General features: G+C 61.7%; 20 protein-coding genes. 11 read left to right on the forward strand and 9 right to left on the reverse strand.

Going from position 1 to position 20,169, the window contains the following annotated elements; genetic code table 11:
* Positions 1 to 23 precede the first annotated feature (23 nt).
* Positions 24 to 836, reverse strand: coding sequence for a substrate-binding periplasmic protein (locus M1E04_RS17260; RefSeq protein WP_244657039.1), 813 nt, complete (start codon positions 834 to 836; stop codon positions 24 to 26).
* A 441-nt stretch (positions 837 to 1,277) separates the two neighbouring features.
* Between M1E04_RS17260 and M1E04_RS17265 the strand changes: the two genes are divergently transcribed.
* Positions 1,278 to 1,820, forward strand: coding sequence for an exonuclease domain-containing protein (locus M1E04_RS17265; protein WP_065986231.1), 543 nt, complete (start codon positions 1,278 to 1,280; stop codon positions 1,818 to 1,820).
* A 90-nt stretch (positions 1,821 to 1,910) separates the two neighbouring features.
* A complete protein-coding gene (gene ppnP, locus M1E04_RS17270; RefSeq protein ID WP_065986230.1) occupies positions 1,911 to 2,198 on the forward strand; it encodes a pyrimidine/purine nucleoside phosphorylase in 288 nt (95 codons plus the stop codon).
* 21 nt (positions 2,199 to 2,219) lie between these two features.
* Here the strand turns inward: ppnP and M1E04_RS17275 are convergent, their stop codons facing one another.
* Positions 2,220 to 3,998, reverse strand: coding sequence for an ABC transporter transmembrane domain-containing protein (locus M1E04_RS17275; RefSeq protein WP_296307433.1), 1,779 nt, complete (start codon positions 3,996 to 3,998; stop codon positions 2,220 to 2,222).
* A 252-nt stretch (positions 3,999 to 4,250) separates the two neighbouring features.
* Here M1E04_RS17275 and M1E04_RS17280 point away from each other — a divergent pair, with 252 nt between their 5' ends.
* Together M1E04_RS17280 and M1E04_RS17285 are read left to right on the forward strand one after the other, a co-directional pair.
* A complete protein-coding gene (locus M1E04_RS17280) occupies positions 4,251 to 4,427 on the forward strand; it encodes a PA1571 family protein (protein ID WP_166650608.1) in 177 nt (58 codons plus the stop codon).
* Positions 4,428 to 4,592: 165 nt separating this feature from the next.
* The gene (locus M1E04_RS17285; protein ID WP_456291774.1) at positions 4,593 to 5,573 is read left to right on the forward strand and encodes a zeta toxin family protein; all 981 of its coding nucleotides are present in this window, start codon (positions 4,593 to 4,595) and stop codon (positions 5,571 to 5,573) included.
* A 1-nt stretch (position 5,574) separates the two neighbouring features.
* On the opposite strand, the gene pdxB is transcribed toward M1E04_RS17285, so the two are convergent.
* Entirely contained in the window at positions 5,575 to 6,723 is a 1,149-nt protein-coding gene (gene pdxB, locus M1E04_RS17290; protein ID WP_192134781.1) for a 4-phosphoerythronate dehydrogenase PdxB, read from the reverse strand.
* An 88-nt stretch (positions 6,724 to 6,811) separates the two neighbouring features.
* A complete protein-coding gene (tusA, locus tag M1E04_RS17295) occupies positions 6,812 to 7,087 on the reverse strand; it encodes a sulfurtransferase TusA (protein ID WP_192134779.1) in 276 nt (91 codons plus the stop codon).
* Between the two features lie 249 nt (positions 7,088 to 7,336).
* On the opposite strand from tusA, the gene M1E04_RS17300 reads away from it, so the two are divergent.
* Genes M1E04_RS17300 through M1E04_RS17325 form a run of 6 tightly spaced genes read left to right on the forward strand, consistent with a single transcriptional unit; the run spans position 7,337 to position 13,421 of the window.
* On the forward strand, positions 7,337 to 10,279 hold the full coding sequence (locus tag M1E04_RS17300; RefSeq protein WP_296307425.1) for a monovalent cation/H+ antiporter subunit A: 2,943 nt from the start codon (positions 7,337 to 7,339) through the stop codon (positions 10,277 to 10,279).
* Positions 10,279 to 10,623, forward strand: coding sequence for a Na+/H+ antiporter subunit C (locus tag M1E04_RS17305; protein WP_065986226.1), 345 nt, complete (start codon positions 10,279 to 10,281; stop codon positions 10,621 to 10,623). The genes M1E04_RS17300 and M1E04_RS17305 overlap by 1 nt, the downstream gene beginning before the upstream one ends.
* Positions 10,620 to 12,299 carry a monovalent cation/H+ antiporter subunit D gene (locus tag M1E04_RS17310; RefSeq protein ID WP_410934656.1) on the forward strand — a complete coding sequence of 560 codons (1,680 nt, stop codon included), beginning with the start codon at positions 10,620 to 10,622 and terminating at the stop codon, positions 12,297 to 12,299. Before M1E04_RS17305 ends, M1E04_RS17310 begins: the two co-directional genes overlap by 4 nt.
* Positions 12,296 to 12,784 carry a Na+/H+ antiporter subunit E gene (locus M1E04_RS17315; RefSeq protein WP_369318722.1) on the forward strand — a complete coding sequence of 163 codons (489 nt, stop codon included), beginning with the start codon at positions 12,296 to 12,298 and terminating at the stop codon, positions 12,782 to 12,784. Before M1E04_RS17310 ends, M1E04_RS17315 begins: the two co-directional genes overlap by 4 nt.
* Positions 12,781 to 13,059: a K+/H+ antiporter subunit F gene (locus M1E04_RS17320; RefSeq protein ID WP_065986223.1), complete on the forward strand. Its 279-nt coding sequence runs from the start codon at positions 12,781 to 12,783 to the stop codon at positions 13,057 to 13,059. Before M1E04_RS17315 ends, M1E04_RS17320 begins: the two co-directional genes overlap by 4 nt.
* On the forward strand, positions 13,056 to 13,421 hold the full coding sequence (locus M1E04_RS17325; RefSeq protein ID WP_065986222.1) for a Na+/H+ antiporter subunit G: 366 nt from the start codon (positions 13,056 to 13,058) through the stop codon (positions 13,419 to 13,421). The genes M1E04_RS17320 and M1E04_RS17325 overlap by 4 nt, the downstream gene beginning before the upstream one ends.
* A 107-nt stretch (positions 13,422 to 13,528) precedes the next feature.
* On the opposite strand, the gene M1E04_RS17330 is transcribed toward M1E04_RS17325, so the two are convergent.
* Positions 13,529 to 13,996, reverse strand: a complete 468-nt coding sequence (locus M1E04_RS17330; protein WP_192134775.1) for a hypothetical protein — start codon at positions 13,994 to 13,996, stop codon at positions 13,529 to 13,531.
* 631 nt (positions 13,997 to 14,627) lie between these two features.
* Complete coding sequence (locus M1E04_RS17335) at positions 14,628 to 16,052, reverse strand: IS1182 family transposase (protein WP_456291775.1); 1,425 nt, start codon at positions 16,050 to 16,052, stop codon at positions 14,628 to 14,630.
* A gap of 304 nt (positions 16,053 to 16,356) precedes the next feature.
* Between M1E04_RS17335 and M1E04_RS17340 the strand changes: the two genes are divergently transcribed.
* Positions 16,357 to 16,593 (forward strand): DUF2789 family protein, encoded by a 237-nt coding sequence (locus M1E04_RS17340; RefSeq protein ID WP_192134773.1) that lies wholly within the window; start codon positions 16,357 to 16,359, stop codon positions 16,591 to 16,593.
* A 94-nt stretch (positions 16,594 to 16,687) separates the two neighbouring features.
* Here M1E04_RS17340 and M1E04_RS17345 read toward each other — a convergent pair whose 3' ends face one another.
* The 3 genes from M1E04_RS17345 to M1E04_RS17355 form a co-directional block, all read right to left on the reverse strand.
* Complete coding sequence (locus M1E04_RS17345) at positions 16,688 to 18,151, reverse strand: T6SS phospholipase effector Tle1-like catalytic domain-containing protein (RefSeq protein WP_192134771.1); 1,464 nt, start codon at positions 18,149 to 18,151, stop codon at positions 16,688 to 16,690.
* A 273-nt stretch (positions 18,152 to 18,424) separates the two neighbouring features.
* Positions 18,425 to 19,528: a methyl-accepting chemotaxis protein gene (locus tag M1E04_RS17350; RefSeq protein WP_446731150.1), complete on the reverse strand. Its 1,104-nt coding sequence runs from the start codon at positions 19,526 to 19,528 to the stop codon at positions 18,425 to 18,427.
* Between the two features lie 75 nt (positions 19,529 to 19,603).
* Positions 19,604 to 20,047, reverse strand: a complete 444-nt coding sequence (locus M1E04_RS17355; protein WP_456291776.1) for a hypothetical protein — start codon at positions 20,045 to 20,047, stop codon at positions 19,604 to 19,606.
* Positions 20,048 to 20,169 lie beyond the last annotated feature (122 nt).

Here is a 20,169-nt window from a genome sequence, read left to right on the forward strand (position 1 = left end):
TCCGCCGGTAATAGGTGCCCTCGTCAGTCCCCCTCCTTCCTGTCGCCCAACGCCACCGCGCGACGGGTGGACTGCGGTGTCACCGCGATTCGAAACGGCTGAAAGATTTTGAACATCTCCCCGTTCTCCCGGAGCTGCCGCAGCAGTTCGCTGAAGCGTTCGCCGCTGATGGGCGCATCCGGACGCAACAACGCGTAGTGGCGATAGACCTGATCCACCCGGTCCGAGATCAGAAACTGATCGGCGTCCTGCGGGTTGTTCGACATGAACGTGCTCAGGTAGGAGCGCGTCACCAGGGCGATGTCCGCACGGTCACGCAGCACCATCAGCAAGTTGCTGTCGTGGGAATAGGTCAGCGTGGCGTTGTAGTTGTCGGCAAGAAATTTAGGGTCGGGGTCGAACCCCGCGAACGCATAGTGATAGCCGCTGAACAGCGCAAGGCGCTTGCCATGCAGCTCATCGAAATAGGTCTGGGTCCTGCCCTTCAAGCGATGGGCCACAAACACTTCGGCGTCTTCGAGCCCCATATCGACCGCTTCGTGGGGAATGCCTTTCCAGCCCCAGTCGGGGTTTTCGAAAATGGCCATATCGAAGCGTGCCTGCTGGAAATCGCGAAACCGGCGCGGGATGGACGTGGGCACCGCTTCGAAGCGGTATTCGGTCTGCATCGCGTTCAGTGCGCTGATCATCTGCGGCAGCAGCCCGGTGTCTTCGCCGCGCTCGGGACGAATCGTATACGGCGGGAAATGCGCTGCACCAATGCGCACGATCTGGGTCGCACCGACCTGCCAGGCCCACAGCGTTGTGGTCGTGAACAGCAGGGTTTTAAAAACCATCCGCATCGGCGTGGATATCAAGAAAAGGCACCTCAGGCGAAACGGAGTACGTAAGCTATGCGTTCGCGATCAATTAGACAACGGTCAAACGGAAGCTAAATCGCCTCTGTCGTTCCAACTCTCGCCCTCCTTGCGCCTTGCTGCCCCCTTTCCCTTTTAGCCCACATCCGGGCTGAAGCTGTCCTTGTCCTGTGCATTATCGACCGCGCAGCGCTTTATGTGAGGACCAATGCGCCTGCAATTTATGCCGAGGGATGGGGGCCAGGCAAGCGCTGTCCCGGCCATATGCAAGTCAGGCACTACAAAAGACGCTGGCCCGGCAAACCTTCCTGCCCGCCGCGAGTCCCAATCATGGATCATCTGCGCCGGCAGTTGGACGTAAGGGCCGTGATGTGGCTACGCTCCAGGGCGCTGCCGCAGGTTATGAGACAGGAGTTCGAAATGCCCTACTGGCTGGTGATAGACCTGGAGGCCACCACCGAAGAGGGCGGGTGGCCGGTGGCGGAAATGGAAATCATCGAAATCGGTGCGTCGCTGGTCAATCAGGACGGGCGCGAAATCGACCATTTCGAACGTTACGTGCGGCCCATGCGCCGGCCGTTGCTCACGCCCTTCTGCCGCGAGCTGACGCACATTCGGCAGAGCGTCATCGACAGCGCCTTGACGCTGCCCGCCGTATGGCCACAGTTCGAACGCTGGATCGCCCAACACCGCGAGCGACTGGTGGCCTGGACCAGTTGGGGCGATTACGACCGCCAGCAACTGCAACAGGATTGGCATCAGCACCGGCTCGCCAGCGAACTCGCCACCCTGCCCCACATCAACCTGAAACAACGCTTCGCCAAAGCCCGTCACCTGCAAAAGCCCTGCGGCCTGAACACCGCGCTGCAACTGGCGGGAATGCATTTCAACGGCCAGCAGCACCGGGCGTTGTCAGACGCGCGCAATACCGCACGGTTGTTACCGCTGGTGATTCCCGGCTAGGGCGTGACGCATTTATCAAAGCGGATGACGGCCTTTTATACGTTCGGCATACTGTCCGGCCCTTTCCAGCCCTTCCCAAGGAATTCAGCCATGTTCAAGGTCAACGAGTATTTCGACGGTACCGTCAAATCCATCGCCTTCAAGCAAGCAGCAGGCGACGCGACCATCGGCGTCATGGCTCCCGGAAAATACAACTTCGGCACCGGCGACCGGGAAATCATGCACGTGATCTCAGGCGAGCTGAAAGTGCTGCTGCCGGGCGCCAATGATTGGGAAACCTTCAAAGCCGGCACGGATTTCAAGATCCCGGCGAACGTCAAATTCGACGTCGAAGCCACCGAAGAAACCGCCTACCTCTGCGAATACCGCAAAGACTGATACGCAGATTCAGGCCGGCGCTCAGCCGGCCTGCTCCACCCCGGCATTGAACTGCAAGGCTGCCAGCCGCGCGTACAGCGGGTTGCTGGCAATCAGCTCGCGATGGGTTCCCACCGCGACCAATTTCCCCTGATCCATGACAGCAATTCGGTCTGCGTTCTGCACCGTCGCCAGTCGGTGGGCGATCACCAGGGTCGTGCGGCCCTTCATCAACGTTGGCAACGCCTGCTGAATCAGGTACTCGCTCTGGGCATCCAGTGCGCTGGTGGCCTCGTCGAGCAACAGAATCGGCGCATCGGCCAGCAAAGCCCGGGCGATCGCCAACCGCTGACGCTGCCCGCCCGACAAGCCCATGCCGCCGTCACCCAGGTGCGTCTGATAACCCTGGGGCAGCAGTTGAATGAACTCATGGGCATGGGCAATCCGCGCCGCGGCCTCCACCTGCTCGACACTCGCCGCCGGGTTGCCGTAGCGAATGTTGTCCTCCACCGAGCCGAAAAACAGCGCAGGGGTCTGTGACACCCAGGCGAAGCACCGGCGCAGGTCCAGAGGATCAAGGCGCTCGGCGGGGATGCCTTCAATCAGCACGCGGCCCTGTTGCGGGTCATAGAAGCGCAACAGCAGGTCGAACAAGGTCGACTTGCCCGCGCCCGAAGGCCCGACCAGCGCCAGGGTTTCCCCCGCTTCGACGCTCAGGCTCAAGCCGTCTACGGCATTGCGTTCCGGGCGCGAGGGGTAGGCGAAACTGAGGTTTTCCAGCGCCAGGCGACCGCTGATGCGCTCGGGCAGCGTGAGCAGATCACTGGCGGGCGCGGTGATTTCACTGCGCGCCTGCAGCAACTCGCTGATCCGCTCTGCCGCGCCCGCCGCCCGTTGCATTTCCCCGATCACCTCGCTGAGGGTGCCAAACGCGCTGCCGACGATCAGGCTGTAGAACACGAACGCTGCCAGCTCGCCCCCGGAGATGCGGCCGGCAATCACGTCCATCCCGCCGACCCAGAGCATCACACCCACCGCGCCCAGCACCAGCACGATCACCAGGGTAATCAGCCACGAGCGCTGCAGAATCCGCTTGCGTGCCGTCTCGAAGGCGCCTTCGGCGGTCTGCGCGAAACGCTGTCGATCCTGCTCCTGATGGTTGTAGGCCTGGACGGTTTTGATCTGTCCCAGGGCCTCGGACACGTAGCTGCCGACATCCGCCACGCGGTCCTGGCTCTCCCGCGACAGGCTGCGCACACGCCGCCCGAAAATCAGAATCGGCGCGATCACCAGCGGCAGTGCCACGACGACGATGCTGGTGAGCTTGGGGTTGGTGAAGAACAGCAGGATGATTCCGCCAATGACCATCAGCGCGTTGCGCAGGAACATCGACAGCGACGAGCCGATCACCGATTGCAGCAGCGTGGTGTCGGCGGTCAGGCGCGACTGGATTTCCGAGCTGCGGTTGTTCTCATAGAAGCCCGGGTGGAGGCTCACCAGATGGTCGAACACTTGCTTGCGCAGATCGGCGACGACCCGTTCGCCGATCCAGGAGACCAGATAAAACCGCGCGAAGGTGCCGATGGCGAGGGCGACCACCAGCCCCATGAACAGGCCGATGGTTTCATTGAGCAGCGTCGGCGAACGGGTCATGAACCCCTGATCGACCATCAGCCGGATGCCTTGCCCCATCGACAGCGTGATGCCGGCGGTGACCACCAGCGCGAGCAACGCGCCGAGGGCTTGCTTGCGGTACGGGGCGATCATGCGCAAGGCAAGACGAATGGCATGCCGCTGACGGCCGGAAAAAACTGAAGCCATGGAGAACACTCGCAAGACGAATCAGTCGCAGAGCCTACACCTCCCTCCCCGCGCACGCTCGTCAGCTTTCGCTGAACTCTGCGCGCCGCCGTCAGTCATGGATTGTTCTCACGCCCTGCGTGCATGGGCCTTGCACACCGCCTTCCCCGACGACTCGCGACCGCGACGCAGATCGGCCGCAGCAGGTGTCACGGCGCAGTCACGCGGGCGTGGCTACTATGAACGCGCAACCCCCTGATGAGGAGACAGCCCATGAGCTTGCAAAGCAGCAGCAATCAAGAACCCGTGTTCCGCCCGCAACCTGAGCTGCAACTGGGCGGCGCGATTCTCGACAGAAACGGGCAGGAAATCCTGATCACTGAAGAAATGGTTCAGGCTGCCTGTCAGGAATGCGAGAAGTACTGGGTGCAGCCCGAAAAACAAGATTGATGCACAGATCTGCTTGAAACCCGGCCATGGCGCCGGGTTTTTTATGGGCGCGATAAACATTCTGCAATACACAGCGCGTTTATTCCGTTGCCCATCGGCGGGCACTCCGATTACGTCCTTGGGACTTTCAACAGTCAATCCGACTCAACTCAAGGAAGACCTGCCATGACCGACACTCACTACGCCTACACACCAAAAGAACTGGATGCCGTATTTGAGGCAGTTGTGAACACCATCTTCGATGTACCGAAGGACATTGCAGACGATGGGCAGCCCGCCCCGAAAATTCTGGTGGTCGCCGGCGTACAAGGGTCCGGCAAGACCTACATGCTGAACAACACGCTGCTCAAGATTCCCGGATACGGCAACTACGTGCATCTTTATCAGGAGTATTTTCGCGAGCTGCACCCGCGCTATGCCGAGTTCGCCGATCAGGACGTGACCCGCCGCTACAAGCACACTGAAACCTTCATCTGGGAGCTGTGCAGCCGCATCTTTGCTTATGCCCACAGCAACACGTTCAACATCGTGATGGAAACCGCGCTGGACACCAAAGCCTTCGCCACGGTGATCTCGGGCCAGGCACTGGCCGCCTACCAGTTCGACGTTCACCTGATTGGCTGCAAGAAGGATTTCGTGCACCTTTCAACCATCAGGCGCGCCTTCAACGCGCTGGAAGCCGGGACCCTCGAGCGTTTTGTCGATATCGCCACCATCGAGACGAGCATCGAGAACGCCGAGGTCATTCTCAATGCGTTCGAGGAGGCTTGCATGAGGGTGAGCGGCTCCACCATCACCCTGTACGAGCGCGGCTTCGGTGAGCTCAAAGACCGCAAAAAAATCTGCAGCAGCCGCTGTGATCGAGTCGACTCGCTGACCCCGTACGTGTTCACCAATGAACAAGGCACAGAAATCACGTTGCAGGAACAGGTGCACCGGATCGAACGCAGCGAAGCGTTACCCACCCCCTGCAGCTTTGCCAGCTTCATCGCGCTGATCCAAGCCCCTGTCTCAGGCGCTGAAGATCGCCTGGAAGCCTGGCAAGAGGCCTACAACGCACTCCCGAGAATGCGCCAATTCTGGCAGCACGTTCCGCCCCGCCTGCCCGAGACACTCTGGTCTTACATCAAAAAATACAGCGAGTGACTCACGCGGTGACAACGGTGGCGCCCAAGGCCTCGACGATCTGACTCAACGTCGTCGACTCACCGTTGAGGCGAACCCGCAGGCTGTCGATTTCCCGGCGGGGCGGATAATGCTTGCGCAGGGCATCGAAGGCCAGGCGCTGGCTCTGGGCATCCCCCACCAGACTGCGGCGGAAATCCGCGTCATCGCGGCGCGGATCGTACACGCCGCGACACAACGTGTTCAGCGCCCAGACCGGGTCCGTGGCGGCATCCAGCGTGACCTCGGCCAGCCACGGCTTGGGCAGCAGATCTTCAAGACGGATGCTCGCCGGTTGCTCAAGGTGCGCGCACAGGGCCTGATAGATTTGCGCCGTGCCGCGCTGCCTGCCGTCGAGGCTGTAACCGGCGATGTGGGGCGTGCCGATGACGCACAGCTCGGCCAGCTCGACGTCGACCGCCGGTTCCTGCTCCCAGACATCCAGCACCGCTTGCAGGTCTTCGCGCTCCAGCAACACTTGGCGCAAGGCGGTGTTGTCGACCACCGGGCCACGCGCCGCGTTGATCAGCCAGGCGCCGGGCTTGAGCTGTTGCAAGCGGGTGCGGTCGAACAGGTGCCAGGTGGGCGTGTCGCCGGTTTTATCCAGCGGTGTGTGCAGGCTGATCACATCGCAGCGGGCAATGATCTCGTCGAGGCTGACGTAATCGCCGCCCTCGCTGGCCTGACGCGGCGGGTCGCAGACCAGGACGTTCCAGCCCAGGCCGCGCAACACCCTGATCAAGCGACCGCCGACCTGCCCCGCGCCGACCACGCCGTAGGTGCGACTAGCGAGGCCGACGCCTTCGATTTCCTCGAGGGTCAGCAGGCTGCCCAGCACGTAGTCCACCACGCCGCGGGCATTGCAGCCCGGGGCGCTGGACCATTGAATGCCGGCTTCTTTGAAGTAATCGAGGTCGAGGTGATCGGTGCCAATGGTGCAGGTCCCGACGAATCGTACGGGCGTGCCTTCGAGCAAGGCGCGGTCGACCCGGGTCACCGAGCGCACCAGCAGGATATCGGCATCGGCGACGGCGGCACGGTCAAGGGTGCGGCCCGGGTAACGCTGGATATCACCGAGTCCGGCGAAAAAGGCGTCGAGCAGGGGAATGTTTTCGTCGGCAACTATGCGCATGTCAGGGCTCCTGGAGTGGCCGCAGTGTAGGCGCCAGCGCCCTGTCGAGCCAGCGTGATGCGCAACGCGTCAGCGAGCAGGTCGCAAATCAGTCGAGTTTCTTGCGGATCCAGTACAGAAACTCGCCGTCGCCCGCCTGTTTATCCACCAGTTCGTGGCCGAGGAAGACACAGAATTTCGGGATATCCCGCTGGGTGGACGGATCGGTGGCGATCACCTTGAGCAGGCCGCCGGGCGGCAGGTCGCGCACCTTCTGGTGCAGCATCATGACCGGCTCGGGGCAATTGAGGCCGGTGGCGTCGAGCACGGCATCGACGGCGGGCCTTTCAATGGAATCAGACAGGGGGGCGATCGAATCAGACATGAGGGGGCTCCGGAAACAGGCCGGCATTGTCGCCTAATCGGTACATGCCGCCAATCGGCACTTTGCCTCGGCCCCTTCGCGAGCAAGCTCGCTCCCACAATAGGGCAGATAGCCGCCAACCTTACGCGACACAGACTGTCAACTACGCTGCTGCCTACAAACTTTGTAGGATTCTGCGACATCTTGGCGTTTGGTCATCCCGGACCCGGCACGTATGATCCTTGACATTTCTCCGCAGATTAGAAGCCTATGTCCCTGATAGTTCTACTGCTTCTGCCTTTCATCGGCAGCTGTCTGGCGGCGCTTTTGCCGCACAACGCACGCAACAGTGAATCCCTCCTCGCCGGCCTGATCGCCTTGATCGGCGCGGTGCAGGTCGCACTGTGGTATCCGCAGATCGCCCACGGCGGGGTCATCCGAGAAGAGTTTTTCTGGCTGCCCAGCCTGGGCCTGAACTTCGTCCTGCGCCTGGACGGTTTTGCCTGGCTGTTCTCGATGCTGGTGCTGGGAATCGGCGCGCTGGTGTCGCTGTATGCGCGTTATTACATGTCGCCGGACGACCCGGTGCCGCGCTTCTTCTCGTTTTTTCTGGCGTTCATGGGCGCCATGCTCGGACTGGTCATGTCCGGCAACCTTATTCAGATCGTGTTTTTCTGGGAGCTGACCAGCGTCTTCTCGTTCCTGCTGATCGGCTATTGGCACCACCGCGCCGACGCCCGACGCGGCGCTTACATGGCGCTGATGGTCACCGGCGCGGGCGGCCTTGCGCTGCTGGTGGGGATGCTGCTGCTCGGGCACGTCGTCGGCAGTTATGACCTGGATCGCGTGCTGGCTTCAGGCGATGCGATTCGCGCCCACGCGCTGTACCCCGTGCTGTTGACGCTGATCCTGATCGGCGCGCTGAGCAAGAGCGCGCAATTCCCCTTCCACTTCTGGCTGCCCCACGCCATGGCGGCCCCGACACCGGTGTCGGCGTATCTGCACTCGGCGACCATGGTCAAGGCCGGGGTGTTCCTGCTCGCGCGCCTGTGGCCATCGCTGTCGGGCAGTGAGCAGTGGTTCTGGATCGTCAGCGGCGCGGGGGCGTGCACGCTGGTGATCGGCGCCTATTCGGCCATGTTTCAAAACGACCTCAAGGGCCTGCTGGCCTATTCCACCATCAGTCACCTGGGGCTGATCACCCTGCTGCTGGGCCTGAACAGTCCACTCGCCGCCGTCGCGGCGGTGTTTCACATCCTCAACCACGCCACGTTCAAGGCCTCGCTGTTCATGGCGGCGGGGATCATCGACCACGAAAGCGGCACCCGCGACATCCGCAAACTCAGCGGGCTGATCAAGCTGATGCCCTACACCGCGACGCTGGCCATGGTCGCCAGCGCATCAATGGCGGGGGTGCCGCTGCTCAATGGCTTCCTGTCCAAGGAAATGTTCTTCGCAGAAACGGTGTTCATCACCTCGACCGACTGGGTCGAGATCGCCCTGCCGGTGATCGCCACGATCGCCGGGATCTTCAGCGTGGCGTATTCGCTGCGCTTTACCGTCGACGTGTTCTTCGGCCCGAAAGCCACGCGCCTGCCTCACACGCCCCACGAGCCGCCGCGCTGGATGCGCCTGCCGGTGGAATTGCTGGTGCTGGCGTGCCTGATCGTCGGCATTTTTCCCACGCACTCCGTCGGCCCGTTGCTGGCCGCTGCGGCACAGCCGGTGGTGGGGGGTGAACTCCCCGAATACAGCCTGGCGATCTGGCACGGGCTGAACGCGCCGATGATCATGAGCCTGATCGCCATGGCGGCTGGCATCGTTCTATACCTGCTGCTGCGCGGCCCGATCAAGCGCAAACAGGTCAATGGCCCCCCGCTGATGTGGCGCCTGAACGGCAAGCGCATGTTCGAGCGCGTGCTGGTGTGGAAGATGCGCGGCGCCCGCCGACTGATGAGGCTGCTGACCACGCGTCGTTTGCAGGCGCAGCTGTTTCTGATGGTGCTGGCCGCGCTGGTCGCCGGTTTCGTGCCGATGTACGAAAGCGGACTGAGCTGGGGCGATCGACCGAAGATCCCGGGTTCCGGCGTGTTTGTGATGCTCTGGTTGATCGCCATTGCCTGCGCCATCGGCGCCGCCTGGCAAGCCAAGTACCACCGTCTGGCGGCCGTGACCATGGTCAGCGTCTGCGGGTTGATGACCTGCGTGACCTTCGTCTGGTTTTCCGCGCCGGACCTGGCACTGACCCAACTGGCGGTGGAGGTCGTCACCACGGTGTTGATCCTGCTCGGCCTGCGCTGGCTGCCGCGACGTAACGAAAACGTGCCACCACCGTCCCAGGCGCGACGCCGGGCCAAGGTGCGGCGGATCCGCGACTTCGTCCTCGCCGTGGCGGTGGGTGGGGGCATGGCGGTGTTGTCCTACGCGATGCTGACGCGGCCGACACCGAACGCCATTTCCGAGTTTTACCTGAGCCGTGCCCTGGCCCAGGGCGGCGGCACCAACGCGGTCAACGTCATGCTCGTGGACTTCCGTGGCTTCGACACCTTTGGCGAAATCACCGTGCTGGCCGTGGTGGCGCTGACGGTCTTTGCCCTGCTGCGGCGCTTCCGCCCGCCGAAAGAGAGCATTGCCCTGCCAGCACAACAGCGCTTGCTGGCCCGTGACGTGGTCACCGACCTGGTCAATCCGCGTCACGCCGCCGATACCGCACTGGGCTTCATGATGGTGCCGGCGGTGCTGGTGCGCCTGCTGTTGCCGGTGGCTTTTGTGGTCTCGATGTACCTGTTCATGCGCGGGCATAACCAGCCGGGCGGCGGTTTCGTGGCCGGGCTGGTCATGTCGGTGGCGTTCATCCTGCAATACATGGTCGCCGGCACCCAGTGGGTCGAGGCCAACATGAGCCTGCGGCCGTTGCGCTGGATGGGCACCGGGCTGTTCTTCGCGCTGGCCACGGGTCTGGGCTCGATGGCCCTCGGTTATCCGTTCATGACCACCCACACCGCGCATGTGGTCCTGCCGATACTGGGTGACCTGCACATCGCCAGCGCGCTGTTTTTCGACATCGGCGTGTACGCGGTGGTGGTCGGCTCGACCCTGTTGATCCTCACGGCGCTGGCTCACCAGTCGGTGCGCAGCCATCGCCCGACCTCGCTGCCGCAGCCCATTGAACCGGTCCCGGCCGACAGTCCGATTTCACAAGGAGCCATCTGATGGAAGAAGTCATCGCCATTGCCATCGGCGTGCTTGCCGCGTCCGGCGTGTGGCTGATCCTGCGTCCGCGGACCTTTCAGGTCGTGATGGGCCTGTGCCTGCTGTCCTACGGCGTCAATCTGTTTATCTTCAGCATGGGCAGCCTGTTCATCGGCAAGGAGCCGATCATCAAGGACGGCGTGCCCCAGGACCTGCTCAATTACACCGATCCCCTGCCCCAGGCGCTGGTGCTGACGGCCATCGTCATCAGCTTCGCCATGACTGCGCTGTTCCTGGTGGTGCTGCTGGCGTCGCGCGGTCTGACCGGCAACGACCACGTCGACGGCCGGGAGCTGGGTGAATGAGTTTGATGAATCAACTGATCGTCGCACCGATCCTGCTGCCGGTGCTCACCGCTGCGCTGGTGCTGTGGCTCGGCGAGAAACACCGCCCGCTGAAAGCGCGGATCAACCTGTTCTCCACCGGACTCGGCCTGGCGATCGCCATCACGCTGATGATCTGGGTGCAGAAGACCGGCACCACCGGCTCCATTGGCGTGTACCTACCGGGCAACTGGGAGGCGCCGTTCGGCATCGTGCTGGTGGTCGATCACCTGTCGGCGCTGATGCTGGTGCTGACCGGCATCGTCGCCTTCTGCGCCCTGCTCTTCGCCCTGGCCCGTTGGGACCGCGCGGGCGCCAGTTTCCACGCGCTGTTTCAGATTCAACTGATGGGGTTGTATGGCGCCTTTCTTACTGCCGACCTGTTCAACCTGTTCGTGTTCTTCGAGGTTTTGCTGGCGGCATCTTATGGCCTGATGCTGCACGGCTCGGGCCGCGCGCGGGTGTCGGCGGGCCTGCATTACATCACCATCAACCTGCTGGCTTCGTCGTTGTTTCTGATTGGCGCGGCGCTGATTTACGGCGTCACCGGTACGCTGAACCTGGCCGACCTGGCGGTGAAAATTCCTCAGGTGCCGGAGGGCGATCTGGGCTTGCTGCACGCGGGCGCGGCCATTCTGGCAGTGGCGTTTCTGGCCAAGGCCGGCATGTGGCCGCTGAATTTCTGGCTGGTGCCGGCGTATTCCGCCGCCAGCGCACCGGTGGCGGCGCTGTTCGCGATCATGACCAAGGTCGGTTTCTACACGCTGCTGCGGCTGTGGACGCTGCTGTTTTCCGGTCAGGCCGGCGCGTCGGCGTTCTTCGGCGGGGACTGGCTGATCTGGGGGGGCATGGCCACCGTGACCGTGGCGGCGATTTCAGTGGTGGCCGCCCAGCGCCTGGAGCGCATGGCCAGTCTGAGCATTTTGGTGTCGGCGGGGATCCTGCTCTCGGCGGTCGGTTTCGCGCAGCCGAGCCTGACCGCAGGCGCACTGTTTTATCTGGTCAGCTCGACCCTGGCGCTCAGCGCGATGTTCCTGCTGGCGGAGTTGATCGAACGCTCACGCTCGGCCAATGACATCGCCCTCGACGAGGACGCCGACCAGTTGCCCAAGGCGCTGGAGTCGTTGCACCCGGTGCCGGGGACCAATCTGGATGACGAGCAGAAAGCCGTGGTCGGCCACGTCATCCCCTGGACCATGGCGTTTCTGGGCTTGAGTTTCATTGCCTGCGCGCTGTTGATCATCGGCATGCCGCCGCTGTCGGGTTTTCTCGGCAAGCTGACGCTGATCAGCGCCCTGCTCAATCCGCTGGGCCTTGATGTGGCGAAGGCCGAAGCCATTCGCGGCGACAGTTGGACGCTGGTGGCACTGCTGATTATTTCCGGACTGACGTCGCTGTTTGCCTTCGTGCGTGTCGGCATCAAACGCTTCTGGACGCCCCAGGAACACGCGGCGCCACTGCTGCGGCTCAACGAATGCCTGCCGATCGCCTTGCTGGTGGGCTGCGCCATCGTGCTGACGTTCAAGGCCCAGGCGCTGTTGCATTACACCCAGGACACCGCACAGGCGCTGCATGACCCGCAGCAATACGTGCTCTCAGTCAAGGCAGCCAGGCCGATACCGGGGCCCGCTTCGGCAGCGGCGGAGGTGCAGCCATGAAGCGCCTGTTTCCCGCGCCACTGTTGTCGCTGTCGCTGTGGGGGTTGTGGCTGTTGCTCAACCTGTCGCTGAGCCCGGGCAATCTGCTGCTGGGCGCCCTGCTCGGCTTTTTCGCGCCCTACATCTTCGCGCCGTTGCGCCCTTCGCCCGCGCGAATCCGCAAACCCGGCGTCGCCCTGCGTTTGTTCCTGCTGGTGGGCCGCGATGTGGTGGTGTCCAATCTGGCCGTCGCCTGGGGCGTACTGCGCGCGGGCCGCCGTCCGCCGCGCTCGGCCTTCGTCAAGGTGCCGCTGGACCTGCACGACGCCCACGGCCTCGCGGCGCTGGCGATGATCTGCACGGTGGTGCCGGGCACGGTCTGGTCTGAACTGGCGCTGGATCGCAGCGTGCTGCTGATGCATGTGTTCGATCTGGACGACGAAGCGGCCTTCATCGAGCACTTCAAGAGCACGTACGAACGGCCACTGATGGAGATTTTCCAATGAGCGCCCTGCTCACAAACGCGATTCTGTTTACGTTGTCGGTGTTCACCCTCGCCATGGTCCTGACCTTGATCCGCCTGTTCAAAGGCCCGTCGGCCCAGGACCGGGTGCTGGCGCTGGACTACCTGTACATCCTGGCGATGCTGATGATGCTGGTGCTGGGGATTCGCTACGCCAGTGACACCTACTTCGAGGCGGCGCTGCTGATCGCACTGTTCGGCTTCGTCGGCTCATTTGCGCTGGCCAAATTTCTGTTGCGCGGCGAGGTGATCGAATGAATTCGTTGCAGGTTCTGCCGTTCTGGGTCGAAGTGCTGACCGCCGTCCTGCTGGTGCTGAGCAGCCTGTTCGGGCTGATCGGCGCGCTGGGTCTGTTGCGCATGAAAGACTTTTTTCAGCGCATGCACCCGCCCGCCTTGGCGTCGACCCTCGGCGCGTGGTGCGTGGCGCTGGCGTCCATCGTCTACTTCTCGGCGCTGAAGGAAGGTCCCGTGCTGCACGCGTGGCTGATCCCGATCCTGCTCGCCATCACCGTGCCGGTCACCACCTTGCTGCTGGCGCGCACCGGACTGTTTCGCAAGCGCATGGCCGGTGACGACGTGCCACCTGAAGTCAGCGACGGCAGACAGCAAGGGCATTGATGCTGTGCCGTTGGCGATAGCCGGGCGCACGCATGCCCGCCACCCATCGCTTGTGGCGTGGGGGGATGTGGGCGCGTTCCGTGTGCAGGTGTGTTGAAGCGCGGTGCTTACTCGCTGGCTTTGAACGTCAGCTCGCCCTTGCGCCATTTCGCGGCTTTGGCGGTGGCGGCTTTGAGGACTTTGCTCAGGCCGGACTCAATCTGCTCGTGGGCGGCGAACACCATGAAGATGCTGTGGGACTCTTTGAACACGATGCCCTGGCCTTCAGGCACTTCGACAAACGCGTATTCGCCCAGACCATAGATGGTCATCCTGATGTCGCGAAAGCGGATTTCGAATTTGCCGCCTTCGCGGCTGGGCAATACCGCGGCACGGAAGTGGTCACCCACTTTCAGCTCCAGACCGGGTTTGTCATCGACCACCAGTGCGGTGTCGGTGTCGATCTCCGACATGTAAATGCCTTCAGGGGATTGTTCGATGACGTAAACGAATCGCGCCTGGAATAGCTTCACCAACTTCGCGCGCACGTCGCCGAGCACGAATAACGCGTGGGTATCCAGATTACCTACTGCCAATGTACAAACTCCCAACCAGATAGGAACTCGCCCGGACAGCGGACCGGGCGAGAAAAAAACGAGAAATGGTGCGTCCTGAAGCCGGACGCTGGCGTGGGTACGGATTCTACCGGCAGTCAGTCTATACGGGCTATATCCCTTTCGTCCGCTGCGATGACGTTTTTGCCGCCATACGATGTTTCGGTGGGACTGGCCCGACACGGCAAGACGCCATCGGATGTTTGAGTGGGGTGGATCCACCCCAGTAAAGAGCCATGCGATTTTTTTTAGCGGGACCGGCTTCAGCCGGGAAGAGGCCTGATCGGGCAACCTCATTTTCGCGGTGTGACACCTGACGCCTTCCCGGCTAAAGCCAGTCCTACTAATAGCGCGTGGTGTGTCAGTTGCGATTTTGTTTTAGTGGGACCGGCTTCAGCAGGGAAGTGGCCTGATTGGACACCCTCAATCTCGCGGTGTGACACCTGACGCCTTCCCGGCTAAAGCCGGTCCTACTAATAGCGCGTGGTGTGTCAGTTGCGATTTTGTTTTAGTGCAGACCGTGTGAAAACCAGCTACTCAGCAGCTAACCAAAAAAAATGCCCCGATCAACCCGGGGCATTTTCCATTTATACAGAGAAGAAAAAGGCCTCCCTCAGGCCAGTAACTCCATCATTCGGCGCACGCCCAGCACGTTGATAGCCCTTTTCAGGTTGTAGGCGTTCACCGCCAGCGCCATTTCCGTTCGCGCACCCTTGAGCTGGCGAAGCAGGAACCGGCCATTGCCGTAAATCCATTGTTTGAGATTGCCAAACGGGTGCTCAACGATGCTTCGTCGAGCCTCAACCATTTCCGGGTGGGCCTGCATTCGCAGCGCCATTCGCTCAAATGCATCTTCATAGGCATGACGTGTGATCGAGCGGTATTTGGTCTTGGTGCATTGGTTTTTAAGGGCGCAGGATCCACAAGCGCCAGCGCTGGCGCGGTAGAAACGCTTTCCCTTGTTCAACTGAACCAGCGTCAGCAAATGGCCTGTCGGGCATTGATAACGATCATTTTCCCGATCATAGGTGAAGTCTTCCCGACGGAAAAACGAGGGCTCTTCGACCTTGCTGTTGATGGTTCGATTGATCGGTACATACGCTGTGATGCCCGCGTCGTCGCAGGCTTGGAAGTGCTTGCCGCTGGAGTATCCAGCATCAGCCGTGACGGTCAGATTCGGCTGTTCCAGCACTTCCTGAGTCGCTTTTGCCATCGGCTCCAGTTGCTTGCGATCGTCGCTATCCTGAGTGACTTCGTGGTGCACGATCAGGCTGTTTTCAGCGTCGACTGCGGTCTGCACGTTGTAGGCAACGGCCATGCCCTGCGGGGCTCGCATCATCCGCGCATCGCTTTCGGTGCTGATGAATTGCGTGATTTGCAGCTCGTCCATCAGTGCCTGGCAGGTCAGGTTGTCGTCCCGCTTGGCGGTCAGTTTTGCCAGCACCGTTTTAACAGCGCTTCGATCCACAACCTCTTCATTTTCGTCGCGATCCGCGCTATCCAAATCCTCCAGATATTTCGCTATCCGGCGATCAAGTTTTTCCTGATCGCGCTTGAGGTGCTTGGTGCTGATGTGACGACGGGCCGAGGCTACGGCCTTGAATTTGCTGCCATCAATAGCAACCAGATCACCTTTTACCAGGCCTGCCGAACGGCAGAACTGAACAAACGCGCGGCACGTTGCGGAGAACGCAGTGGCGTTATCTTTGCGGAAGTCGGCGATGGTTTTGAAGTCCGGCGCGAGGCGGTTGAGCAGCCACATGACTTCGATGTTGCGTTGGCACTCAGCCTCAAGCCGGCGCGAAGACCGTATGCGCTGGAAGTAGCCGTAGATGTAGAGTTTGAGCAGGTCGGCGGGGTTGTAGGGCGGACGTCCGTTGCCCTTGGGAATAGCTTTATCGAACCCCAGAACCCTGAGATCCAGGCGCGAAACATAGGCGTCAATGACTCGGACAAGATGGTCTTCGGGAATGACTTCGTCGATGGAAACCGGAAACAGGCTGGTCTGGTTGCGCGATTCGCCCTGGATGTACGCCATAAGAAAATGCCCCGCATCTTTCGATGCGGGGCATTTTCTTAGATCTGAGGCAGGTTGGCTAGGTTTTCACACAGTCTGCGTGGGACCGGCTTCAGCCGGGAAAAGGCCTGATCGGGCAACCTCATTTTCGCGGTGTGACACCTGACGCTTTCCCGGCTAAAGCCAGTCCTACTAAAAGCGCGTGGTGTGTCGGCGGCTCTTCAGGCAATCAATTAGAACTCTTGCCTGCCGCGCGTACTCCCATGCAGCAGAAGGTTACTCACTGACACGCCAACCCGGGTCCTTGACCCGTTCGGGAGAAAAAATGGAAATCATGACGCCGTCGCTTGAAATGTTGTTCGAACAACTGGGTTTGGAGTCCGATCAGGCCAGCATCGATGCATTTGTCGCCGCGCACCAACTGCCGGAAGGTCAGAAGGTCTCCGAAGCCGATTTCTGGACGGAGAATCAAGCCGGACTGCTCAAGGAGAAGATTCAGCTGGATGACGATTGGGCGCCCATCGTTGACGAGCTGAATGTGTTGCTGCACACGCCGACCTGACCCGGCGCACGTGTGAAAAAGGCGGCCCTTCGAGGCCGCCATTTTTTTGCCTGATCCGCCATTATCGTGCCCCAACCCCCTCAAGGCAGCCCGGTCACTGTGGGTAACCGGGCTGGCCGACATTGGAAAACATCTGCCGCCCATTCCGCGCGGGCGCGTGCACAAAAAGACCATCCACCAGCGCATCGCGTCGGGCGTTGTTCCAGTGCGCCGAGCGATGGATGTAGCGCTGATGCAACAGCGTCAGCTCGGCGTCGTTCAGCACCCCGCCCTCTCCTTTTGCATGGCTGATCAGCTTGGCGGCGATGGGACGCAATTCTGGTGGCAGGGTGATTTCTGCGGAATCACGGATCGGCAAAAACGGCACACCTTCGTCACTCGCCAGGGTGTGCATGAGCCGCAGGTAAACGTGGGCAAGGTGGTTGTAGACGCGGCGTTCCAGCGTCACCGTCGCGACCACCGTTTTGACCCCGCGTGAGCTGCTGGCAAACCGCTCGAAACATTCAACACCCAGCGAAGCGCTCTCATCGGTGGGGTCTAGCAGACGCCTGGCGTCGAGGGTGGAAAGCTCGGCATGGGCCTGCAGCCAGGCGTCCGTTTCGTCGTAGGGCGTGTTGACGCAAACCAGGCTGCGGCGTGGCCGGAACAGCGACACCTTCTCCACCTCCTGAGGCTGGTAACCGCCGCCGATGTCCGAATGGCTGCCGGGCAGCACGATTTCCCGGGGCCAGTCGGGCTTGACGCTGTTTAGGACGAAGTTGCGCCGATGCTCATCGCCGGCCACCAGATGCAGCACCTGCTGCGCGCACCCGGGCGGCAGAAACAGATTGACCCGTTTATTGACCGCATCCCGAACGCTGCCCAGATCGGCGATCCCACCGACGGCGGCCACGGTGTCGAACAGCCCGATAACCTTCAACCGTACGCTGCCGCTGGCCCATGAGAAGCTGTCCGACAGCGGCAGTTTGCGCGGGTCCAGAACCGGGTCCAGCGCGCCCCGGGATTTTTTCAGCACTTCGTTGGCCAGATGCCGGGCCGAGGCCGCACCCCGACTGAAGCCAAACACGTCCAGTTCCACCGCACCGATGACACAACCCGGATTATCGCTTTCAAACATCTGAAGTTCGTCGGCGAGTTTTTTGATTCCCCGCGACACTTTCGCCACCACGCCGGTGGTGCCGCGACCAAAGCCCTGGCCCGACACGCGTGAATCGCGCCCGCCAGAGGTAGTGCCAACGCCGCTGACATACACCGCACCATATACATACAGGCCGTCGGCTTTAATGATCGCCTTGCGCTGTTGCTTATATAAGCCGGCCAGTCTCGCGATATTGGTGGGGCTGTTGCTGTAACTGCTGCCGGGGTCAGTGTGTCGGCCACCACATTCTTTTATATGCACGCCGCCGTAGACTTCCGCCATGGCCTGGCAGTCGGCGCCTATCTGGCTATTGACGCGATTATTACCGGTCCCGTCGAAGAACACACCGAGGCGAACGGTGACTTCCGGCGCGTCGGTGCGGGAATCGGCCGACGCGTGAGTGATAGTTTTCTTTGTCATTTGATTCATCCGTGAGTACTGACATGAGTCCCGAACAGGCATTTACATATTCGGACATATACTCACAGGATGATCGCAGTTAACGTCCCGTCAACCGATGGAACTGCACTTCAGACGCTTCCTACTTCAATATCGGACGTTTAAATAATTGAAGGGCCTTAGTCTCACAACTAACGCTCCGCGAAGAGCTGCAAGCTTCAAGCGGCAAGCCACAAGACGCCCGATCACTGCTCACTGCTCTTCACTTGAAGCTTGTCGCTTGCAACTCAGTCCTCAGCTTTTCTCCGGCCTATAGCCCAGTCGCAGCCCGCCCCAATGCCGGCCCTTGACCATGACAGGCACGGAAAGATCGTGCATCAGTTCGCCGGTATCGCGGGTGTAGGTCTGCAACAGAACCGGCTGCTGGTGACTGCCGCAGCGAATCCCGGTGCGGTCGTCGAACTTGCGCTTAGTGCGGTTGTTGACCGCGTCGACTGCCGTGTCGCCCGTCAAAGGTCGGCTGAACGCCTTATTGTGGGTCGGCACGTAGCCTTGCTGGGTGCAGGCGATGGCGAACACCAGCCCCTCATGACGGGTCAGCAGCGGTTCCTGAATCGCCGGCAGCGTCTGGTCGGTGTAGCGGTCGAAGCGCGTCTGGTACTTGGCCGGCGAGGTGTTGGCGATGGGCTGATAGGTGCGGTCGAACAGATCGGTCAGGCTGACCCGGCCCTGATCGATGTCCTCTTCGAACGTGGCGGCGATCTGGCTGGCGCCTTCGCGGGCGAGGTCGTAAATGCGCTGGTGATAGTCATCCAGACCGACCTGGGCCAGGCGTTCGCTGATGGTTTCCGCCTGCTCCTCCATCTGCAACGCCGATTGCGCCAGACGCCGGGTCTGGTCATCGCTGACGGCCAGGTCGCTGCGCATTTGCTCGACGGCCACGAACAGGCTGCTCAATTGCGCCTGATTGGTCTGGGCGCCCCGCGCGATCTCACCCACTTGCTGCTCTACGCCAACCGCCAGCTGAGCGATGCTCGCCAGTTGCTGACCGGTGGATTCGACCTGCGCCACGCCGCCACTCAGGTCGCCCGACAACTGCCGGATCTGCTCGACCACCTGACGGGTGCGCTGCTGGATATCAACGACCATCTCCCCGACTTCACTGGTCGCCGTCGCCGTACGCCCGGCCAGCCCGCGCACTTCATCGGCCACCACCGCAAAGCCACGGCCGTGTTCGCCGGCCCGCGCGGCTTCGATGGCGGCGTTGAGGGCGAGCAGATTGGTCTGGCTGGCGATGGACTGAATCACCGCCGTCACACGCTGAATGTCTTCGCTGCGCTGGCTGAGCGCTTCGATCAGTTCACGGCTGCTGTCGGCCCGCTCACTGAGTTGGTGCATCAGGCCGATGGAAGCGTTGAGGACGTTGAGCCCGGCGCCGCTGCTCTCCCGCGCCTGGCTGGCGGCCGTCAGCGCTTACTGGCTGAGGGTCGACGTGGCGCGCTCGGTAGCGATCATCACATCGGCGCTGCTGACGATCTGCTCGGCCGCGTTGACCTGAGACTGCAGCTTGCCCGCCAGTTGCCTGACCGAAAACGCCACGGCCGCAGCAGACAACGCGTTGTGACTGGTGCTTCGGGACAGGTCCCGGGTCAGACGCGTCATGGTGTCTTCGCCCGCCTCTCCCGCCGCCACCGGCGTTCGGCCGGCGAACAGCGGCGGCAACCACAGAATCAACAGCGCGACGGGCAGGCACACGTAAACGGACACATGGCCCCACGCCATCGCCGCAAACAGCAGGCACAAGCCAAGGCTTTGCAGGGCGGGCGTCAGCCAGCGCGAACCGGTGACGACCTGACTGTCGACGGCCGCGTGCGCGGGGTGGGAGGGTGTTGCTGCGTGACGACCTTTCGCATCCATGTCCGGGACCTGCCCTGCTTTCATTATTGTGAAAGCATTAAACGCCCAAATAGCGGCCATGCGCCATGAGTCATTGGTGGTAGTCGGTCGGAATGTGCTGCGACGGGGGGCTATACAGTAGG

This window comes from Pseudomonas sp. AK106, from assembly GCF_053903055.1.

What these genes read in the sequence shown, in the direction of transcription:
- M1E04_RS17260 (WP_244657039.1), bottom strand. Translation starts at nt 836, where the DNA reads ATGGTTTTTAAAACCCTGCTGTTCACGACCACAACGCTGTGGGCCTGG.
- M1E04_RS17265 (WP_065986231.1), top strand. Translation starts at nt 1,278, where the DNA reads ATGCCCTACTGGCTGGTGATAGACCTGGAGGCCACCACCGAAGAGGGC.
- ppnP (WP_065986230.1), top strand. Translation starts at nt 1,911, where the DNA reads ATGTTCAAGGTCAACGAGTATTTCGACGGTACCGTCAAATCCATCGCC.
- M1E04_RS17275 (WP_296307433.1), bottom strand. Translation starts at nt 3,998, where the DNA reads ATGGCTTCAGTTTTTTCCGGCCGTCAGCGGCATGCCATTCGTCTTGCC.
- M1E04_RS17280 (WP_166650608.1), top strand. Translation starts at nt 4,251, where the DNA reads ATGAGCTTGCAAAGCAGCAGCAATCAAGAACCCGTGTTCCGCCCGCAA.
- M1E04_RS17285 (WP_456291774.1), top strand. Translation starts at nt 4,593, where the DNA reads ATGACCGACACTCACTACGCCTACACACCAAAAGAACTGGATGCCGTA.
- pdxB (WP_192134781.1), bottom strand. Translation starts at nt 6,723, where the DNA reads ATGCGCATAGTTGCCGACGAAAACATTCCCCTGCTCGACGCCTTTTTC.
- tusA (WP_192134779.1), bottom strand. Translation starts at nt 7,087, where the DNA reads ATGTCTGATTCGATCGCCCCCCTGTCTGATTCCATTGAAAGGCCCGCC.
- M1E04_RS17300 (WP_296307425.1), top strand. Translation starts at nt 7,337, where the DNA reads ATGTCCCTGATAGTTCTACTGCTTCTGCCTTTCATCGGCAGCTGTCTG.
- M1E04_RS17305 (WP_065986226.1), top strand. Translation starts at nt 10,279, where the DNA reads ATGGAAGAAGTCATCGCCATTGCCATCGGCGTGCTTGCCGCGTCCGGC.
- M1E04_RS17310 (WP_410934656.1), top strand. Translation starts at nt 10,620, where the DNA reads ATGAGTTTGATGAATCAACTGATCGTCGCACCGATCCTGCTGCCGGTG.
- M1E04_RS17315 (WP_369318722.1), top strand. Translation starts at nt 12,296, where the DNA reads ATGAAGCGCCTGTTTCCCGCGCCACTGTTGTCGCTGTCGCTGTGGGGG.
- M1E04_RS17320 (WP_065986223.1), top strand. Translation starts at nt 12,781, where the DNA reads ATGAGCGCCCTGCTCACAAACGCGATTCTGTTTACGTTGTCGGTGTTC.
- M1E04_RS17325 (WP_065986222.1), top strand. Translation starts at nt 13,056, where the DNA reads ATGAATTCGTTGCAGGTTCTGCCGTTCTGGGTCGAAGTGCTGACCGCC.
- M1E04_RS17335 (WP_456291775.1), bottom strand. Translation starts at nt 16,052, where the DNA reads ATGGCGTACATCCAGGGCGAATCGCGCAACCAGACCAGCCTGTTTCCG.
- M1E04_RS17340 (WP_192134773.1), top strand. Translation starts at nt 16,357, where the DNA reads ATGGAAATCATGACGCCGTCGCTTGAAATGTTGTTCGAACAACTGGGT.
- M1E04_RS17345 (WP_192134771.1), bottom strand. Translation starts at nt 18,151, where the DNA reads ATGACAAAGAAAACTATCACTCACGCGTCGGCCGATTCCCGCACCGAC.
- M1E04_RS17350 (WP_446731150.1), bottom strand. Translation starts at nt 19,528, where the DNA reads ATGCACCAACTCAGTGAGCGGGCCGACAGCAGCCGTGAACTGATCGAA.
- M1E04_RS17355 (WP_456291776.1), bottom strand. Translation starts at nt 20,047, where the DNA reads ATGGATGCGAAAGGTCGTCACGCAGCAACACCCTCCCACCCCGCGCAC.